Genomic DNA, 17,811 nt, shown 5'->3' with positions numbered 1-17,811 from the left:
GTCGCGACGAAGGCCCGGCACCGCGTCGCAGCACTGCCGGGCCCTCGGGCGGATTACTTGAAGATGACCTTGTCGAGGTCGGGGGCCTCTTCGATGACGCCGTACTTCACGGCGAGGTCGTTGAGCTGTTCGAGCATCTCGCGGTTGAGGTCGCCCGACATGTACTCGAGGTTCACCTTGTCGACGACCGCGGCGTCCATGCCGGTGAAGTCGACGATCGCGGCGCGGAACGCGTCGGTATCGCTCATGGCGAGGTCGGCGGACTCGGTGATTGACGTGGCGAAGGCCTTCACCACGTCGGGGTGCTCATCGGCGAACTTGCCCGAGGTGAAGGTGACCATCGTGTTGAGGTTGTCGATGATGCGCAACGGGTCGCCGAGCTGCTCGATGCCCTCGGTGGCCTTCGCGCCGCTGAGGAAGGGCTCGGGGATCCAGGCCGCGTCGATGTGGCCGCTCTCGAGCTGCGCGGTCTGGTCGGGGAAGCCGATCTCGGTGAAGTTGATCTTCGAGGGGTCGCCGCCATCGGCCTCGACCTGCGCCATGATGCTCAGGTCGCCCAGGCCCTTGAAGACATTGACCGCGACGGTCTTGCCCTCGAGGTCCTTCCACGACTCGATGCCCGAGTCGCTCTTGACGACGACGGCCGAAGGCGCCTGATCCTCGGGATCATCGGGGCTCTGCACGTTGCTCGAGTAGCCGGTGACGATGCGCATGTCGATGCCTTGGCTCGCCGCGAGCAGCACGGCGAGCTCGTTGCCGACCGCGAACTCCATCGAGCCGCTCGAGACGGCGGGCAGCAGGGCGGTGCCGCCCTGCCCGCTCTGCAGCTCGACCTCGAGGCCGTTCTTCTCGAAGATGCCCTCGTCGATGCCCATCTGCACGACGGCGGAAGGGGCGATCGGCAGGACCCCGACGGTGACCCGGGTGAGCCCGTCGCCGCTGCTCTTCGCCGCTTCGTCGGATCCGGTGGACCCGCCGGAGCAGGCGGTCAGCAGCAGGGCCGTCGTCGCCGCGAGTGCGGCGGCGACGGCAAGACGCTTCTTCTTCATATTCAGTGACTCCTTTGTTACTGAGCGGTTCTCGGGGTTCGAGAGGGTTGGGTGGTGCTGATACGGCCGGGAGGTCAGGCGTAGAACTGCTGCAGGCTGCGCGCGACGACGGCGGGCTTCGAGCCGCCCTCGATCTCGATCGTGACGTCGATGACGAGCTGGGTGCCGCCCGGCACCTCGTTCGCCTCGGCGATGACCGCGGTCGCGCGGATCTTCGCGCCGACCTTGACGGGCGAGATGAAGCGCACCTTGTCGAGGCCGTAGTTCACCTTGGTGCTGACGCCGTCGACGTCGAAGAGCTCGGTCTGCAGCGGGATGAGCAGCGACAGGGTCAGGAAGCCGTGGGCGATCGCGCCGCCGAAGGGGCCGTCGGCCGCGCGCTCGGGGTCGACGTGGATCCACTGGTGGTCGTCGGCGGCATCGGCGAACTGGTTCACCCGCTCCTGGGTGATCTCGAACCAGTCGGTGTACCCGAGGTCCTTGCCGACGTAATCGGGCAGTTCCGCGTACGGAATCATCGTGGTCATTGACGCTCCTTCGAATCAGATGGTTTCATGAAACAGTAAATACTTGAAAAAGTCAACCATTATGAACTTCCAGTATTTCGGAGTTGGAGAATACAATGAAGCGCATGACCACCACCGCACCTTCGACGGAGAATGCGGCCACCGCGACACCTCCTGCTCCCTCGCACGGCTCGTCGAGCTCCGACCGGCTGTGGGACACGCAGGTCGGCAAGGATCCGGCATTCCTGCTGGCCCGCGCCAATGCACTGTCCCTGGCCCGCATGCACGATGTCCTGGCGGAGTTCGGGCTGCAGGCGCGCTCGTATTCGCTGCTCGCCATCGCCGCGGCCGACGCGCGCCCGTCGCAGCGCGAGCTCTCCGAGTTCCTTCGCCTCGACCCGAGCCAGATCGTCGCACTCATCGATCAGCTCGAGCGCCGCGAACTGGTGCGCCGCGAACCCGACCCGAACGACCGCCGGGCGAAGGTCGTCATCGCGACCGATGCCGGGCGCGAGCTCGCCGACCGCGCCCGCAGCAGAGTCGTCGAGAGCGATCAGGGCTGGTTCGCGCAGCTGCCGAGCGCCGACGACCGCGACGCGCTCTTCCTGGCGCTGCGCACGCTCGCCGACCCCCGGTTCTGAACCCACCGCCCGCCCGCCCCGCTCAGCTGGTCTCGATGACCACCCGCGCGGGCCGGCCCGGGCAGCCGCCCGCCATGCGCGAGACACAGCAGCACATCTTCTTGTTCGGCGCCTTCTGCCGCTCCGAGTAGAAGACGTCGCGGTGATCCACCTTGCCCTCGACCTGCAGGATCTCGACCTCGCAGAGCCCGCATTCGCCGCGCCGGCAGTCGAACATCATGTCGACCCCCGCGTTCTCGAGCGCCTCGAGCATCGACTCGCCCGCCTGCACCTGCACCGTCACGTCGTACTGCGGCACGCTCACCTCGAACGCCTCGGGTTCGTACCAGCCCGAGTTGCCGAAGGTCTCGAAGCGCAGCGCCGTCATGTCCCGCTCGCCGCGCTCCCACGTGCGCTTGATCTCCTCCATGAGGCGGATGGGCCCGCACATGTAGAGCTCGGCGTCGCGCGGCACCGATTCGATCAGGCCAGCGACGCTCATGCGCCCGTGCCGGGCGGTGATGTGCGGCACGAGGCGATCGCCGTGCTCCTCGGCGAGGCTGTCGAGGTACGCCATGCGCTCGGGCGAATTGCCGACGTAGTGCAGGGTGTAGTCGGCGCCGAGGCGCTTCAGCAGCGTGGCCATGCCTCGGATCGCGGTGATGCCGACGCCGCCCGCGACGAGCGCGTACGACGGCGCGCCCACCCGCAGCGGGAAGTCCTGCAGGGGCTTGGTGATCCGCAGCCGATCGCCCGCCGTGAGGCCGTGCATGAAGCGCGAACCGCCGCGCGACGTCGGCGACTCGTAGACGCTGAGCGCGATGCGGTCACCGCTCGCACTGGCGCCCGCGATCGAATACGAGCGCTCATCGCCGCGATCCTCGAGCTCGACCGCCACATCGACGTGCTCGCCGGGTTTCACCGGGGTCGGGCGCTCGGGGCTCAGTTCGATCCTGAGCACTCCCGTCGCGATCTCCGTCGCCTCGACGACCGTCGCCCACTGCCATTCGGACTGCTTATCGGCCACGGCTACGCCTCTGCCCCGGCAGCGGCGGGCGCCTTGCCGACCGAGCGGAAGCCGCGGGGGGCCGCGGTCGTAGAGCGCCCCTCGGCTTCCATCGCCCGCTCGAGCATGCGGCGCACCCACATGCCGCCGGCGTCGATGTTGAGGCTGGTGAACTCGTAGTCGGGGTTCAGGTCGATCGCGTCCTGCTGCGCCTTCAGCATGCGCTCGTCCTCGCCGAAGACGCCGTGCACGCCGTCGCGCAGCTGCGTCGTGATGAGCTGGCTGTCGAGGCGGTAGTTGCGCTGGAACGACCAGAAGTAGTGGCAGCTGCGATCCTGCTCGGGGCTGATCGTGTTCATCACGTAACCGTTCACGCCCTGCGAGCGGTCGCCCTCGGGGGCTCCGGTGCCGGCCTTCGCGACGCCCACGTCGATGCAGATCGTCGACGGGTAATAGCAGTGGATGATCTGCCAGCGGTCGACCTTCCCGTCGAAGCCGGGGAACTTGTCGCGCATGTTCTTGAGCCAGAACGGCGGGGCGTCGATGTTCCGCATCCACCGGGTCACGGTCACCGAGTCCTCGGTATGCGTGACCTTGAACTCCGACTCGCTGAGCTCCTCCTGCCCGATCGAGGAGCTGTGCACGAACTCCTCGTGCGTGAGGTCCATGAGGTTGTCGAGCACGAGCTGGTAGTTGCAGGGGGCGTAGATCGTGCGCCCGTCGCCCGTCCAGCCCTCGGCATCCATCTGGTGCATATCGGGAATGGTCGCGGGGTCGGCGAGGGTCGGGTCGCCGAGCCAGACCCAGACGTAGCGGTAGCGATCGACGACGGGGAACGACGGCACGGTCGCCGACGGGTTCAAGGTCTCCTGCGCCGGCATGCCGGTGCAGCGACCTGCCGAGTTGAAGCGCAGGCCGTGGTACGGGCACTGGATCTCGTCGTTGCCCATGAGCTTGCCCTGGGAGAGCGGAGCGAGGCGGTGCCAGCAGGCATCGGCGAGGGCGACCGGGCGCCCGTCCTGCGTGCGGTAGATCGCGAGCGGGCGGCCCGCGATGGTGCGCGCGAGGATCCCCTTCGCGGTGACCTCGTGATCCCACGCCGCGACGTACCAGCCGTTCAGGGGGTACGACAGCAGCTTGGCCACGGTGGACGACGATTCGGCATTCATTGCGAGCTCCCTTGCTCAGTCGACGGCTTCCTGTCGAAGATGTGCAATAACTATATACATAGCTATTTGGTTTTGCGCAAGAATATGAGTCACGACGAAAGGAACCACGCAGTGAGTCTTCGCTCGGCGCTCCTCGCGCTCATCTCGGCCGGCCCGCTCACCGGGTACGACGCGGCGAAGCAGTTCAGGGGTTCGGTCGGCCACCTCTGGCACGCCCCCGATTCGCAGATCTACCCCGAGCTGCGCAAGATGCAGGCGGAAGGGCTGCTCGAGGCCGAGCAGGTGCCGTGGGGCCAGAAGCAGGCGACGAAGACCCAGTACTCGATCACCGATGCGGGGCGGGCCGCGCTCGCGAGCTGGCAGCGCACACCGCTCAGCTACGCGCCCGAACGCGATCAGGCCCACCTGCTCGCCGCGTACTTCGAGTGGGGCGATGCCGAGTCGGCGCGCGAACGGCTCATCGAGCACCGGGAGGCGTTCCGAGAGGTGAAGCGCGTCGCGCAGCGGCAGATCGACGAGATCAGGGATCGCACGAGCCCCGCGATCCAGCGCCGCTTCGCCGTGACGGATCCGGCCGACAGGGATCGCGTGGCCGCCTTCAAGACCTTCGCCTACGAGGGCAAGATCTCGCGCGCCGACACGGAGATCGCGTGGGCCGAGCGCGGGCTCGAGCTGCTCGACGAGCTCGACGGGTAGCGCCACCGGTCCCGGGTCCGGCAGCCGCCCCAGCGGTTTCCCACTCGCCCGACGAAGAGCACAAGCATGCCGCCGCGCCCGCCTACCTGCGGTGGATCGACTTGTACGAGACGTACTGCTCGAGGCCCTCGATGCCGTACTCCACGCCGAGGCCCGAGTCGTGCCGACCGCCGAACGGCGCGGCGTGGTTCGAGGCGAAGAAGTTCACGCCGACCGACCCGCTGTCGACCTGCTCGGCGATCGCGAAGGCCCGGTCGGGGTCGGCCGAGAAGACGATGCCGCCGAGCCCGAACGGGGTGCTGTTGGCGAGCTCGATGGCCTCATCCTCGGTCGCGTACCGCTGCACCGTGACGACGGGGCCGAAGATCTCCTCCCGGGCGACGCGCATCTCCGGGGTGACGTCTGCGAGCACCGTCGGGGCCACGAAGAAGCCCGGCCCCGGCAACGGCTCGCCGCCCGTCGCGAACCTCGCACCCTCGGCGCGCGCCGATTCGAGGTGCTCGAGCACCGACTCGTACTGCGGGCGGTTCGCGACCGGGCCGAACACCGTCGACGGGTCGAACGGATCGCCCTGCGGGCTGCTCTCGACCACCTCGGTGATGCGCGCCACGACCTCCTCGTACCGCGACTCGGGCGCGAGAATGCGCGTCGAGATGTAGCAGGTCTGCCCCGTGTTGCGCATGCTCGAACGCACGAACACCTCGGCGAACGCGTCGAGATCGACGTCGTCGAGCAGGATCGCGGCCGACTTTCCGCCGAGCTCGAGCGTGACCGGCCTCAGCAGCTCGCCGCACGCCGCGGCGATGCGGCGGCCGACTTCGGTCGACCCGGTGAAGGCCACCTTGTTCACGAGCGGATGCTTGACGAGCACGTCGCCCATGCGGCCCGGGCCGGTGATGAGGTTGACGACTCCGTCGGGTACGCCGGCCGCCGCAGCGGCATCCACGATGTGCCGGATCGACAGCGGGGTGGGCGAGGCCGGCTTGATGACGACCGAATTGCCGGCGAGCAGCGCCGGCGCGAGCTTGATGACGACGAGGTTGATCGGGAAGTTCCACGGCGCGATGAGGGCGCAGACCCCCAGCGGGTCGCGGCGCACGACGCTTCGCCCCGTGCCGTTCGGGAACTCCCGCACGTCCTCCTGTTCGAGGTGGCCCGCGAGCGACGCGTAGTAGCGCAGGATGCCGGCGGCGTTCGCGGCGGCTCCTCCGGATTCGGCGACCGGCGAACCGTTCTCGCGGGTGTTCGTCGCCGAAAGCTCGTCGGCCCGCGCCTCGACCTCGTCGGCGAAGCGCAGCAGCACCTCGGCGCGCGCGCTCGGCCGCATCCGCGCCCACGGCCCCTCGACGAAGGCGGCACGGGCGGCCTCGACTGCGGCGTCGACGTCTGCGGCGTCGCCGGCGGGCACGCTCGCCCACGCTTCGCCGGTGGCGGGGTCGACGACGTCGATGCGCTCGGTGCCGTGCGAGGGCACCCAGGCGCCCCCGATGAACTGGTCGGTCGGGTGCCACGTCGACTCGCGAGGCCCGCCGGGCTCGATGCTCGACGCCGCCGCAGCCGCGCCCGCCCCGCTCATCGCAGCACCGCCGTCTTGAGCAGCGCGTCCGAGCGATCGAGGTCGGCGTTCGCCATCTCGATGGCGGCCTCGCTGAGGAGCTCGGGCACGATCTCGGACCTGAGACGCGCGGTATAGGTCGCGGGGTCGAGGCCGAACCAGCCCGACGCGAGCGCGATGCCTGCATGATCGAAGCGCCAGAGCCGGTCGGCGTCTCGTACGAGCGCGTCTTCGAGCGTGTGCGCCACCGGCCGGGTGTCGTGCCCGTCGATGATGGCGCAGACGGCCTCGACGAACTCGGCGTCGTAGCCGAGCGGCGGCAGCACTTCGCGGGCGATCTCGCAGCCCTGCTGCTCGTGCTGGTACCGGATGTCGGCCTTGCGCCAGTCGCCGGTGAATCCCTCCGAGAGGATGCGGTCTTCGTCGACGCGCCCCCAGCCCGTGTCGTGCAGCAGGATGGCGACCCGCACGAGCAGCGCATCGGCCTCGGGGTGGGCGGCGAGCAGTCGCTCGGCGTAGGCCAACGAGATCGGCAGGTGGATGTCGTTCGAGCGCGCCCGCGTCTCGGGTACGACGGCGGCCCAGATCGGGTCGAGGTCGTCGCCCGCGGCGGGGGTGCTCGCAATGGGCGAGGTGTCGACCGGCCCCGCGGCCCGGATCGGCAGCTGGGGCAGAGGATGCGTCTGCATGGTGGTCACTTCCCTAGGAATTCTGCGACGCCGCGAGCAGCGTCTTCAGCGGGGTCGCCGGGTCGGCGACGGCTTCGGCGGAGAGGTTGATGCCCTTGGTGAGCGCTTGGCGCACCATCATGAAATCGAGGGGCGCGTTGATGCAATCGGCCGCGATGAGCCGGTCGCCGCGGTAGTAGAGCAGCGAGAACTTGTTCGGGCCCTCGGGGCTGCGGTCGACGACGCGATCGTAGCCCGTCGAGACGCCGGCGATCTGGAGCTTGAGGTCGGCCTGGTTCGACCAGAACCACGGGATGTTCTCGTACTCGGCCTGGCGTCCGGTGAGCGCGTAGGCCGCGACCTTCGCCTGCTCGATCGCGTGGTTCACGCTCTCGAACCGCACGCGCTCCCCGTCGGGCGCCCCCGGGATGGGGTTCGGCAGGTTCGCGCAGTCGCCGATGGCGAGCGTGCTGCCATCGGATGCGGTCGCGTACCTGTCGACGACGATGCCGTTCGACACCTCGAGGCCCAGCTGCTCGGCGAGCCCGGTGTTCGGGATCACACCGATGCCCACCAGCACGATATCGGCGGCGATCTCCTCGCCGCCCGCCCGCACCGCGCGCACCCGGCCGTCCATCCCGACGATCTCGTCGATATCGGTGCCGAGGCGGATGTCGATGCCCTGCCCGCGGTGATGACGCAGGATGAAGTCGGACGTCTCGGGGCCGACGGCCCGCCGCACGAGCCGGTCGCCGCGGTCGATGAGCGTCACGGTCTTCCCCATCGAATGCAGGCTCGCGGCCGCTTCGATGCCGATGAAGCCGCCGCCGACCACGACGATGCTCTGGGCACGTGCGACGCGCGCCTTGAGGTCGAGGGCGTCGTCGGCGTTGCGCAGGTAGAGCACGCCGTCGAGCATCGCGCCGGGCTTCTCGAGGTGGCGGGCGCGGGCGCCCACCGTCAGTGCGAGGCGGTCATACGCGAAGGTCGCACCGGTGGCCGAGATCGCGGTTCCAGAGCCGTCGGGCCGCTGGTCCAGCCGCACGATCCACTCGCCCTTGACGACCTCGATACGGTGCTCGTCCCAGTACTCCTGCGTGCGGAAGATGAGGGATTCCTTCGAGATCTTGTCCTGCAGGAACTCCTTCGAGAGGGCCGGTCGCTGGTACGGCCGGTGATCCTCATCGCCGAGCAGCCGGATCGGAGCCTCGTAGCCGAGCGCTCTCAGCGACACCGCGAGCTGCACGCCGGCCTGCGACGAACCGATGATGAGCAGGCCGTGCTCGGCCGATCGAGCGGGCGCGGTCACGATCAGACCTGGGTCTCGGGCAGGGTCACGTGCAGATCGGTGCCCTCTTCGATGCGCAGCTGGCAGCTCAGGCGCGAGTTGTCCTGGCGGTCGACCGAGGTGCCCCAGAGCATCTCGTCCTCCATCTCCTCCATCGGGGCCAGCGAGGCGAGCTGATCCTCGCGCACGAAGACGTGGCAGGTGGCGCACGACAGGGATCCCCCGCACTCGGCGACGATGCCCGTGATGCCGTTGCGCACCGCGGTCTCCATGACGGAGTCGCCGACGTTCGCCGCGATAACGGTCTCGGCGCCGCTCGAATCGGTGAAAGTTACCTGAGGCATGACTGCTCCTTTGCTTCGTTGCTTCGTTGTCAGATGAACTGCCGGCCGCCGTCGACGACGAGGGTCTGGCCGCTGATGAAGGCCGCGTCGGGGCCGGCGAGGAAGAGCGCTGCGCCGACGATGTCCTCGGGCGTGCTGGCCCGGCGCAGAGCACCGCGATCGACGCCGTAGCTGTCGGCATCGGCCATGTGCCCGTAGCTCGCCTCGGTGAGGGTGAACCCCGGGGCGATCGCATTGACCGTGATCTCGCGCACGCCCAGCTCCTTCGCCATGACCCGGGTGAGCGCGATGACCGCCCCCTTCGACGAGACGTAGTGCGCCCACTGCGCCGACCCCGACATGACAGTCGCCGAGGCGATGTTGACGACGCTCGAGCCGGCGCCGAGGTGCGGGCTCGCGGCGCGGGTCATGAGCCACGGACCCTTCGCGTTCACCGCCATGACCCGATCCCATTCGGCCGGGTCGAGCTCCTCGATCGAGGCGCGGGTGATGCCCGCGTAGAGGGCGGCGTTGTTGACGAGCACATCGATGCGCCCGCCCCCGAATTCGGCGACCGCGGCGGCGACCTCCTCGGTCGAATCCACCGAGGTCACGTCGAGGCGGCCGTGCCAGGCGCGCCCGCCGGCGTCGGCGATGAGCGCCGCGGTCTCCGCGGCGCCCGCCTCGTCGACATCGGCGACGGCGACGGCGTAGCCGCGCTCGGCGAATCCCAGGGCGAACGATCGCCCGAGGCCGCCGGCCGCGCCCGTCACGAGGGCGGTGCGGCCGGCCGCTGCGGATGCCTGCGCCATGCCGGTCACCCCTCGAGCACTTCGACGCGGCCGGCGTTGCCGTCGACGCGGATGAGCTGGCCGGTGCGGATGCTCGTCGAGCCGTTGCCGGTACCCGTGACCGCCGGGAGGCCGTACTCGCGGCAGACGATGGCCGCGTGGCTCATCATGCCGCCGATATCGGTGACGGTGGCCTTGATCTTGCCGAACACCGGCCCCCACGACGGTGCCGTGATGGTGGCGACGAGGATCTCGCCGTCCTGCACCTCTCCGAGGTCGTCGGCGTGGTAGACGACGCGCGCGCGGCCCTCGACGAGGCCCGGCGATGCGGCCATGCCCTTGATCGCACCGCTGTCGTCGGCATCGTCGTCTTCGAGCCAGGTCTGCACCTGCTCGGTCGTGATGCCCCAGAGCATCTGGGTGAACGGCTCGGTGATCTCTGCGGGCGGCGTGCCGAGGGCAGGCTGGGGCCGCTGGCTCTGCAGCGCATCGACGATCTTCGCGCGGCGGGCGATCTCGGCCGGCCAGTACTGCGGGCCGACCGAGTCGCAGCCGACGGCCCAACCGGTGACGTAGTCGAAGAGGGCGTCGCGCACCTCGTTACGGGTCAGGTAGAGGATGTCGCTCTCGTCGTCCCAGAACCCTGCTGCGACGAAGACGCGCCCGAGCTCGCGCACCTTCCGCCAGAAGACGCCCATCGTCCAGTGCTCGATGTAGAAGTTGTGGTTCTCGACGTAGGGGTAGGCCGTCGCGGCGAGGCCGCACTTGGCGTCGAAGACGGCCGCGTTGTCGGCGTCGAGCATGCCGCGGTACTCGCCGATGATGCGGTCGCGTTCGGCGATCAGCTCCTCCTTCGGGCGCAGGATGGTCTGGCCCGCATCGACCCGGCGCATGTAGTCCCTGATGTAGCCGAGCGGGATCTCCTGGTACTCGTTCCAGTACTTGTCGTGCCCGTAGAAGCCGTTGCCGACCGTGAAGTTGAACCAGGGATCCTGCGCCTCCTCGTAGCGGGCGAGCCAGCGCTCGCCGCCGGGCAGCGCAGCGACAGCCCTAAGGGTGCCGGCGACATCGTCGGTGTTCTCGAACGCGCTCTGCAGCCCGAGCTCCGAGGCGAGCGTCGCGAGCGTCTTGAGCTCGTCATCGGGGCGGAAGAGCTCCATGTCGACGCCCTGCACCATCTTGGCGATGGCCTGATCGGGGATGCCAGGGAAGGCCTCCTTCGCGAAGTTGAAGAAGTCGAGATAGGCGAGGTAGCCGAGGTTCAGGAACTCGAAGTGGTACTGCCAGTTCTGGTAGGCGAGCTGGATGAGGCGGTCGTAGCCCTCGAGCAGCACCTCCGAGCCGTCCTTCGCTGTGCCGTTCTCGATGTCTTCGAACGGCACCATGTCGGGCAGCGTCGCGAAGCTCAGCGCCTCCATATCGGCGATCGTGCCGCGCACCTTGATGCGCCAGTCGTCGAGCAGGCGCTCCCAGTTGCCGAAGTAGTGGCCGACGCGGCGTTCGAACTCGGGCACGCGGGCCGCCATGTCCTCGGGCGCCACGGCCACGGGACTCATGTAGAGGTAGCCGAGGTGCACCTTGAACTCGATGCCGTTGGCCGGCGGGATGAGCAGGTGGCGCGTGTTGTACTGGCCGAGGCACTTCACGGCGAACTCGCCGCCGATCGTCTCGAACGGCTTGTACGCGGTCGGCCAGTGCTGGCTGTCGCAGAACCAGAACTTGTTCTCGGAGCCGTCGCCCTCGCGGAACGGCAGGTAGTAGGGATAGAGCTGCTCCCATCCTTCGGCACCCTCGGGCACGGGGATGTCTGCGGCGCTGGGGAACGATTTGAGGGCGTGTGCCGGGGATTCTGACGTCATTGTTCTGATCCTGTTCGTAAGGTGATGTGCTTATGGGAGTTTGATGGAGCCGGTCAGCATCGAGGTGAGGCTGCCCACGCCGATGGTCGCGGTGACGGGCTTCGCCTCCTGCGGCTTCGAGGAGTGCACCGTCTCGGGGCGAGCCTGGAGCAGCAGCAGGTTCTCGCCGTCGGGGAGGTCGTTGTCGATCGCCCATTCGACGTCCTGCGGAGTGCCGTAGTGCTGCTCGGCGCGCTTGGCGAGCTCTGCGACCGCTCGCACTTCGGCGTCGCTCAGGCAGCGCACAGTGCGGCGCGCTTCTTCGACCGGCCGTTCGACGAGGCCTTTCTCGCCCGCGACCGGCACCATCTCGATGTGCTTGTCGCCGATGTGCTCCTCGATGATGCTGAGCATCACCTTGTCGAGCATCAGGTTGTCGGGGGTGACGAAGCCCGAGACGACGGCCTCGCCGATGCCCCACGAGGCGTCGATGACGACCTTCGATCGGTCGCCGGTGCTCGGGTTCAGCGTCATCGCGACGCCGGCGGTGCGCGCCGACACCATCTTCTGCACGGCGACGGCCATCGACAGGCCCTCTTCGGGGATGTCGTTCTTGAGCCGGTAGGTGATGGCGCGGCTCGTGTAGAGCGAGGCCCAGCACTTGCGGATGTGCTCGCGCATCTCGGTCTCGTCGGTCAGCCAGAGGTAGGTGTCCTGCTGACCGGCGAAGCTCGCGTCGGGCAGATCCTCCGCCGTCGCCGAGCTGCGCACCGCGACCGGCACGGGCTGCGGAAAGCGGCCCTGCAGTTCGGCCCAGCCGGCCGAGACGGCGTCGTGCAGCGCCTCGGGCACGGGGCTCTCGCAGATGCGATCCCTGATCGTCTGCGAGATGCGGTCGATCACCCCGACGTCCTCGGGATCGAGCCCTTCGAGCGCGCCGACGATGAAGCCGGCGACGCCCGATTCGGTGACGAAGCGGTCGTAGGCCGCGGTCGTGACGGCGAAGCCCGGGGGCACGGGCATGCCGGCCGCGGTCATCGTGACGAGCGAGGCGCACTTGCCGCCGAGCTGGTCGTGGTCGGGCGCGATCCCCGCATCGAAGAACTGCACGTAACGGGTGTCGATGGCGTTCATGCCGCCGCCTCCTCGGTCTCGGCCCAGGTCACGGGCACCTCGAGGGGCACTCGGAACGAGAGGTTCTCGCGGAAATCGATGTCTGCGCCGTCGGCGAGCCGCAGCCCGGGCAGCAGGCGCGCGGTCTCTTCGATCGCGATCTTCGCCTGCAGCTTGGCGAGCATGTTGCCGAGGCAGTAGTGGATGCCGAAGCCGAAGCTCAGGTGCTCGCGCGCGTTCTCGCGGCCGATGTCGAAGGCCTCGCCGTCGGCGAAGCGCTCGGCGTCGCGGTTCGCCGAGCCCATGACGAGCAGCAGCTCGGCCCCCTCGGGGATCGCGACGCCGCCGACCTCGGTGTCCTTGAGCGCCTTGCGCCGCCAGGCGACGATCGAGCCGCTGTAGCGCAGCACCTCGTCGACGGCCGCGGCGATGCGGCTCGGGTCGTCGACGATGCGCTGCCACTGCTCGGGGTGGTCGAGCAGCACGCGCAGCGAGTTCGCGATGAGGGTCGTCGTCGTCTCGTGCCCGGCGAAGAGCAGGCTGTACACGACCGAGGCGATCTCGTGGTCGCTGATCTCGTCGCCCGCCTGCTGCGCGCGGATCATGTCGCCGACCAGCGTGTCGCGCTCGTGCTCGTGGGCGTCCGCGACGAGACGCAGGCACTCCTGCCAGTAGTCGACGAGATTGTGGGCGTGCGGAATCTGCTCTTCGTCGGAGAGGTCGCCCCAGGTCATCGCGGCCCGCGAGTCGCTCCACTGCTTGAAGAGGTCGACCTGGTTCGTGTCGGCGCCGATGAGCGTCAGGATCGTGATGGTCGGCACGTCATAGGCGAGGTCGGCGAAGAAGTCGCCGGTCGCGTCGGGGCGGGCCTTCATGGCCTCGAGACGGTCGACGACGTGCTCGCGGATGGAGGGCTCGAGCGCCTTGAACCGGCGCGGCGTGAAGGCCTTCTGCGCGACCTTGCGGATGCGCGAATGCTCGGGCGGGCGACGGGCCGAGAGGCCCGAGTAGGCCGTGAAACCGCCCTCCTCCATGATCCGCTTCGTCTCCGCGCCGCGCTGGCGCACTGGGGCCTGCGCGTTCTCGCTGCTGAAGGTCTCCCAATCGTCGAAGACGGCCTTCACATCGTCGTACCGGGTCACCACCCAGTACCCCACCCGCTCGTCGAACATGACGGGCTCTTCGCGCCGCAGCTCCGCATAGGCGGGGAAGGGATCCTTCTGCGCGAACGGCTCGAAGCCGTGATGCCCGTGAGCCACGGGGCAGCCGCCCTGCGCGGCGCTCTCCGATGCGGTCATGACCTGTCCTCCACGATCTCTTCTTCGAAAATGCGTCTGCCGAAAGTATGCGTCGCGGCCCACGGAGCGCGAACCGGGGCTTCCACTCAGCGGAAACGACTTGGGTCGTCGCTGGTGACGCCGAGGGAGCCGAGGCGAGGCTGGAAGTTCTGCTCGATGCGCCGCGCGATGCCCTGCAGCGCCGGCAGGTGGTTGGTGAGGCTCGACCACTGGTCGAGCGGGCAGACCAGCCCGATCGCCGCATCCACGATGTTCGGCACCGAACCGCGGCCGACGAGCATCGGTACGGCGATCGAGCAGGCGCCGGTGCGCGCCTCCTCCCCGGCCACCGCGAAGCCCTGATCGGCGATCTCATCGAGCTCTGCGGCGAGCGCGACGGGGTCGACGTGCGTGTACGGAGTCAGGCTCACCAGTTCGCCCGCAAGATAGGCGTCCTTGAACCACTGCTCTTCGCCTGCGAGCAGCACCTTGCCGACCGCGGTCGCGTGTAGCGGCAGGCGGCCGCCGATGCGCGACGCCTTCGGCACGCGCTTGGAGCCGTAGATGCGATCGACGTAGAGCACCTCATTGCCCTCGCGGATGGCGAGGTGGGCGGTCTCGCCGGTGAGCGAGAAGAGATCCTGGATGAACGGCCGCGACGCCTCCCGCAGACGTCGGCTCGCGTTCTGCGCGAGCTCCCACAGGCGCAGCCCGACCTGATAGCGCCCGTGCGCGTCGCGCGCGAGCGCGCCCCATTCCTGCAGCTCGGCGACGATGCGGTGCGTCGTCGATATCGGCAGGCCCGAGCACTCCGCGATCTGCGTGAGCGACAGCAGGGGGCCGTGATCCTCGAAAGCCTCGAACACGGCGAAGATGCGGGAGGCCACGCTCCGCCCCGAGTCGCCGGTCCTCATCCGCTCCGCCTCAACTACCCGCCTCCATCAGCCCAGCGCGACCCGCTCGGGCGCGGCGTCGATCGAGGCGATGGCGGCGAGGCCGCGCGCGAGGGTCCGCGCTGCGTCGGTGTGCACGTAATCCTGCACGCGCCACGAGCAGAGGCGCGCTGCTGTCGCGCGGTCGAGGCCGAACCAGTCCATGACGGTGTCGATGCCGTGCGGGCTCAGGCGCCAGAGCTTGTCGGCGTCTTTCACGATCGCGTCGTTGAGCGACTTCGCCGCCTTCATGCTGTCGTGCGTCGAGATGATGTCGACGATCTCGGCGATGCGATTCGGAGCGAAGCCGAGGGATTCGAGCATGGCGGTCGCGAGGCGCACTCCTTCGCGCTCGTGCAGCAGCACGAGTTCGGGGTCGCCGCCCGCCGGGCTGATCGCCCGCAGCACGAGCTCCCCGGGCACCTGCGACCAGCCCGTGTCGTGCAGCAGGATGGCGGGCAGCACGATGCCGGGGTCGGCGTCGGGCTCCGATGCGCAGAGCGTGCGGGCGAGCCCGTAGGCGTAGACCGTATGGGCGTCGTTGTCCCGCACCTTCAGGTACGGCTCGGCGAGTTCCCAGACGGCGCGGTGCTCGGGCTCCATCGCGAAGATGCCCGTGACCTCTGCGGGAATGAACTGCGCAACAGGTGCGCCGTACTGGTTCTCGGTCGGTTCGAGTTTCGGCAACATGGATCGATCTCACACTCCTTCGTGCCCATCGGCAAGCCGCGTTTCCGCCCAATCGAAACGCTAGCGGATCGCGGGGCCCGGGTCGAGCTCCGCACGTGGCATGCTTTCAGCATGGCGAATTCGGCGAGCGGCGACTCGATGATCACGCGCGTGGTGCGGGTGCTCGAGACCTTCGAGGCCGACCGCACGCTGCAATCGGCGAGCGAGATCGGGCGTCGGGCCGGGCTCCCCTCGTCGACCGCGCACCGCCTCATCGACGAGCTCATCGAGGCCGGCATGCTCGAGCGCGACGAGGATCGGCGCATCAGGCTCGGCATGCGCCTGTGGGAGCTCGCCCTGCGCGGCTCGACGGCGCTGCGGCTGCGTCAAGCCGCGCTGCCCTACATGGAGGCGGTGCAGGCCGAGATCCGCGAGCACACGCAGCTCGCGGTGCTCGAGCAGGAGGAGGCGCTGTTCATCGAGCGCCTCTCGCACCCCGACGCCGGCGCCAACATCACGCGCATCGCCGGGCGCCTGCCCCTGCACGCCTCGTCTTCGGGCCTCGTGCTGCTGGCCTTCGCCCCGGCGCGGGTGAGGGATCGCCTGCTGTCGGCTCCGCTCGCGTCGGTCGGGCCGGCGACGATCACCGACCCCGACCGTCTGCGGCGATCCCTGGCCGAGATCAGGCGCACGGGGCTCGTCGTCGCACCCGGCTCGATCGAGTCGGTGTCGACGGGCGTCGCGGTGCCGGTGCGCGATGCGGGCGTCGTGATCGCGGCGCTATCGGTCATCCTGCCGCGGGATGCGCCGGTCGCGGGAGCTGTCGAGTCGCTGAAACGGGCTGCCGCGCGCATCGAGGAGCAGCTGCGCGCCAACCGCCCCTGATCGCCCGCCGCTCGGTCGTTTCTCATTGATTGGGAAGAATGTGCGAGCGGGCGCACGACATCGCACACTGGCATCAGACCGAGTCGAAGGAGACACCCCATGACCGCAGAACGCACCCGCGTCGCCATCGTCGGAGCAGGCCCCGCGGGCCTCCTCCTCTCGCACATGCTCGCCGAGGCCGGCATCGACTCGATCATCGTCGACTCGCGCGACCGCGAATCGATCGAGTCGACCATCCGCGCCGGCATCCTCGAGCAGGGCACCGTCGAGCTGCTCGAGAAGATCCCGCACAGCCGCGTGCACGAGATCGGCGACCGCCACGACGGCATCGAGCTGCACTTCGACGACGAGGCCCATCGCATCGACTTCAAGACCCTCATCGACCGCAGCGTATGGCTCTACCCGCAGCACGAGGTGCTGAAAGACCTCATCGCGGCCCGCCTCGAGGCCGGGCAGGATCTGCGCTTCGGCGCCCGGGTGACCGCCGTCGAGGGCGCCGAGACCGACTCGCCCCGTGTGCTCGGCACCGACGCCGACGGGAACGACTTCGAGATCGTCGCCGACTTCGTCGTCGGCGCCGACGGCTCGCACAGCGCCGTACGCCCCACAGTCACGGGCTCGCGCTCGTCGGGCCACTTCCGCGAATACCCCTTCGCCTGGTTCGGCGTACTCGCAGAGGCGCCGATGAGCGCGGAGGAGCTCATCTACAGCAACTCGCCCGACGGCTTCGCGCTCATCAGCCAGCGCAGCCCCTCGGTGCAGCGCATGTACTTCCAGTGCGACCCGCTGACCGACCCCGAGTCGCTGAGCGAGAGCGAGATCTGGGACATCCTGCAGCGGCGCACCCCCGGCCACGATCTCAAGGAAGGGCACATCTTCCAGCGCGATGTGCTGCGCTTCCGCAGCTTCGTCGCGAGCGAGCTGCGCCACGGCCGTGTCGCCCTCGTCGGCGATGCCGCGCACACCGTGCCGCCGACCGGCGCGAAGGGCATGAACCTCGCCATCGCCGACGTCGTGCTGCTCAACGAGGCGCTGCGCCGCCTGCTCACGGAGAACGACGCGTCGGGCATCGACAACTACAGCGAGGCCGCCCGCAAGCGCATCTGGAAGTCGCAGCACTTCTCGTGGTGGATGACGAGCATGCTGCACCTGCAGCCCGAGGCGAGCGAGTTCGACCGACTGCGCCAGCTCGGCGAACTGCGCTCGGTCGTCGACTCCGAGGCGGGCAAGCAGTACCTGGCAGAGGCGTACACCGGCTGGCCGCTGCGCACCGACGTCTGAGCGCCGCGAGCTGCGGCCGGCGCCTTCGGCTCCGCACCCTGGCTCCGGGCCCCTGACGCGAGGCCGGCGTAGAGGCGCGGAACGACCGGATAGCGGAATCACTGCACTTCGACTGTCCGGTCGTTCGGCGCCGATACGCCCGTCG

At 69.0% G+C, this 17,811-nt stretch carries 18 protein-coding genes; 4 read left to right on the top strand and 14 right to left on the bottom strand.

Annotated elements, in window-relative coordinates:
- Window positions 1-53: 53 nt before the first annotated feature.
- Both ACUYTF_RS05755 and ACUYTF_RS05750 read right to left on the bottom strand, forming a co-directional pair.
- Window positions 54-1,049, bottom strand: coding sequence for an ABC transporter substrate-binding protein (locus ACUYTF_RS05755; RefSeq protein WP_449279460.1), 996 nt, complete (start codon window positions 1,047-1,049; stop codon window positions 54-56).
- Between the two features lie 74 nt (window positions 1,050-1,123).
- Window positions 1,124-1,576, bottom strand: coding sequence for a MaoC family dehydratase (locus tag ACUYTF_RS05750; protein WP_449279459.1), 453 nt, complete (start codon window positions 1,574-1,576; stop codon window positions 1,124-1,126).
- Between the two features lie 104 nt (window positions 1,577-1,680).
- Between ACUYTF_RS05750 and ACUYTF_RS05745 the strand changes: the two genes are divergently transcribed.
- Window positions 1,681-2,196 (top strand): MarR family winged helix-turn-helix transcriptional regulator, encoded by a 516-nt coding sequence (locus tag ACUYTF_RS05745; protein ID WP_449279458.1) that lies wholly within the window; start codon window positions 1,681-1,683, stop codon window positions 2,194-2,196.
- Window positions 2,197-2,218: 22 nt separating this feature from the next.
- Here ACUYTF_RS05745 and ACUYTF_RS05740 read toward each other — a convergent pair whose 3' ends face one another.
- Window positions 2,219-3,202, bottom strand: coding sequence for a PDR/VanB family oxidoreductase (locus ACUYTF_RS05740; protein ID WP_449279457.1), 984 nt, complete (start codon window positions 3,200-3,202; stop codon window positions 2,219-2,221).
- Between the two features lie 2 nt (window positions 3,203-3,204).
- Window positions 3,205-4,350 carry an aromatic ring-hydroxylating dioxygenase subunit alpha gene (locus ACUYTF_RS05735; RefSeq protein ID WP_449279456.1) on the bottom strand — a complete coding sequence of 382 codons (1,146 nt, stop codon included), beginning with the start codon at window positions 4,348-4,350 and terminating at the stop codon, window positions 3,205-3,207.
- Window positions 4,351-4,461: 111 nt separating this feature from the next.
- Between ACUYTF_RS05735 and ACUYTF_RS05730 the strand changes: the two genes are divergently transcribed.
- Window positions 4,462-5,046, top strand: a complete 585-nt coding sequence (locus ACUYTF_RS05730; RefSeq protein ID WP_449279455.1) for a PadR family transcriptional regulator — start codon at window positions 4,462-4,464, stop codon at window positions 5,044-5,046.
- An 82-nt stretch (window positions 5,047-5,128) separates the two neighbouring features.
- Here ACUYTF_RS05730 and ACUYTF_RS05725 read toward each other — a convergent pair whose 3' ends face one another.
- The 10 genes from ACUYTF_RS05725 to ACUYTF_RS05680 form a co-directional block, all read right to left on the bottom strand.
- A complete protein-coding gene (locus tag ACUYTF_RS05725) occupies window positions 5,129-6,622 on the bottom strand; it encodes an aldehyde dehydrogenase family protein (RefSeq protein WP_449279454.1) in 1,494 nt (497 codons plus the stop codon).
- Window positions 6,619-7,290: an HD domain-containing protein gene (locus tag ACUYTF_RS05720; protein WP_449279453.1), complete on the bottom strand. Its 672-nt coding sequence runs from the start codon at window positions 7,288-7,290 to the stop codon at window positions 6,619-6,621. The genes ACUYTF_RS05725 and ACUYTF_RS05720 overlap by 4 nt, the downstream gene beginning before the upstream one ends.
- Before the next feature lie 13 nt (window positions 7,291-7,303).
- Window positions 7,304-8,578, bottom strand: coding sequence for an NAD(P)/FAD-dependent oxidoreductase (locus ACUYTF_RS05715; RefSeq protein WP_449279452.1), 1,275 nt, complete (start codon window positions 8,576-8,578; stop codon window positions 7,304-7,306).
- 2 nt (window positions 8,579-8,580) lie between these two features.
- Window positions 8,581-8,901, bottom strand: coding sequence for a 2Fe-2S iron-sulfur cluster-binding protein (locus ACUYTF_RS05710; RefSeq protein WP_449279451.1), 321 nt, complete (start codon window positions 8,899-8,901; stop codon window positions 8,581-8,583).
- 29 nt (window positions 8,902-8,930) lie between these two features.
- Window positions 8,931-9,692 (bottom strand): SDR family NAD(P)-dependent oxidoreductase, encoded by a 762-nt coding sequence (locus tag ACUYTF_RS05705; protein WP_449279450.1) that lies wholly within the window; start codon window positions 9,690-9,692, stop codon window positions 8,931-8,933.
- 5 nt (window positions 9,693-9,697) lie between these two features.
- Entirely contained in the window at window positions 9,698-11,530 is a 1,833-nt protein-coding gene (locus ACUYTF_RS05700) for a PEP-utilizing enzyme (protein ID WP_449279449.1), read from the bottom strand.
- 30 nt (window positions 11,531-11,560) lie between these two features.
- Window positions 11,561-12,643 carry a PEP/pyruvate-binding domain-containing protein gene (locus ACUYTF_RS05695; protein WP_449279448.1) on the bottom strand — a complete coding sequence of 361 codons (1,083 nt, stop codon included), beginning with the start codon at window positions 12,641-12,643 and terminating at the stop codon, window positions 11,561-11,563.
- Window positions 12,640-13,920, bottom strand: coding sequence for a cytochrome P450 (locus tag ACUYTF_RS05690; protein WP_449279447.1), 1,281 nt, complete (start codon window positions 13,918-13,920; stop codon window positions 12,640-12,642). The genes ACUYTF_RS05695 and ACUYTF_RS05690 overlap by 4 nt, the downstream gene beginning before the upstream one ends.
- An 86-nt stretch (window positions 13,921-14,006) precedes the next feature.
- Entirely contained in the window at window positions 14,007-14,813 is an 807-nt protein-coding gene (locus ACUYTF_RS05685) for an IclR family transcriptional regulator (protein WP_449279446.1), read from the bottom strand.
- A gap of 27 nt (window positions 14,814-14,840) precedes the next feature.
- A complete protein-coding gene (locus ACUYTF_RS05680; protein ID WP_449279445.1) occupies window positions 14,841-15,521 on the bottom strand; it encodes an HD domain-containing protein in 681 nt (226 codons plus the stop codon).
- 111 nt (window positions 15,522-15,632) lie between these two features.
- Between ACUYTF_RS05680 and ACUYTF_RS05675 the strand changes: the two genes are divergently transcribed.
- Complete coding sequence (locus ACUYTF_RS05675) at window positions 15,633-16,385, top strand: IclR family transcriptional regulator domain-containing protein (RefSeq protein ID WP_434142104.1); 753 nt, start codon at window positions 15,633-15,635, stop codon at window positions 16,383-16,385.
- 99 nt (window positions 16,386-16,484) lie between these two features.
- Window positions 16,485-17,666, top strand: a complete 1,182-nt coding sequence (locus tag ACUYTF_RS05670) for a 4-hydroxybenzoate 3-monooxygenase (protein WP_449279444.1) — start codon at window positions 16,485-16,487, stop codon at window positions 17,664-17,666.
- The last annotated feature ends 145 nt before the right edge of the window (window positions 17,667-17,811 follow it).

The organism is Leucobacter sp. GX0328 (assembly GCF_053567315.1).
Note: the sequence above shows the minus strand (reverse complement) of the source record. Positions and strands in the feature narration are given on the sequence as shown.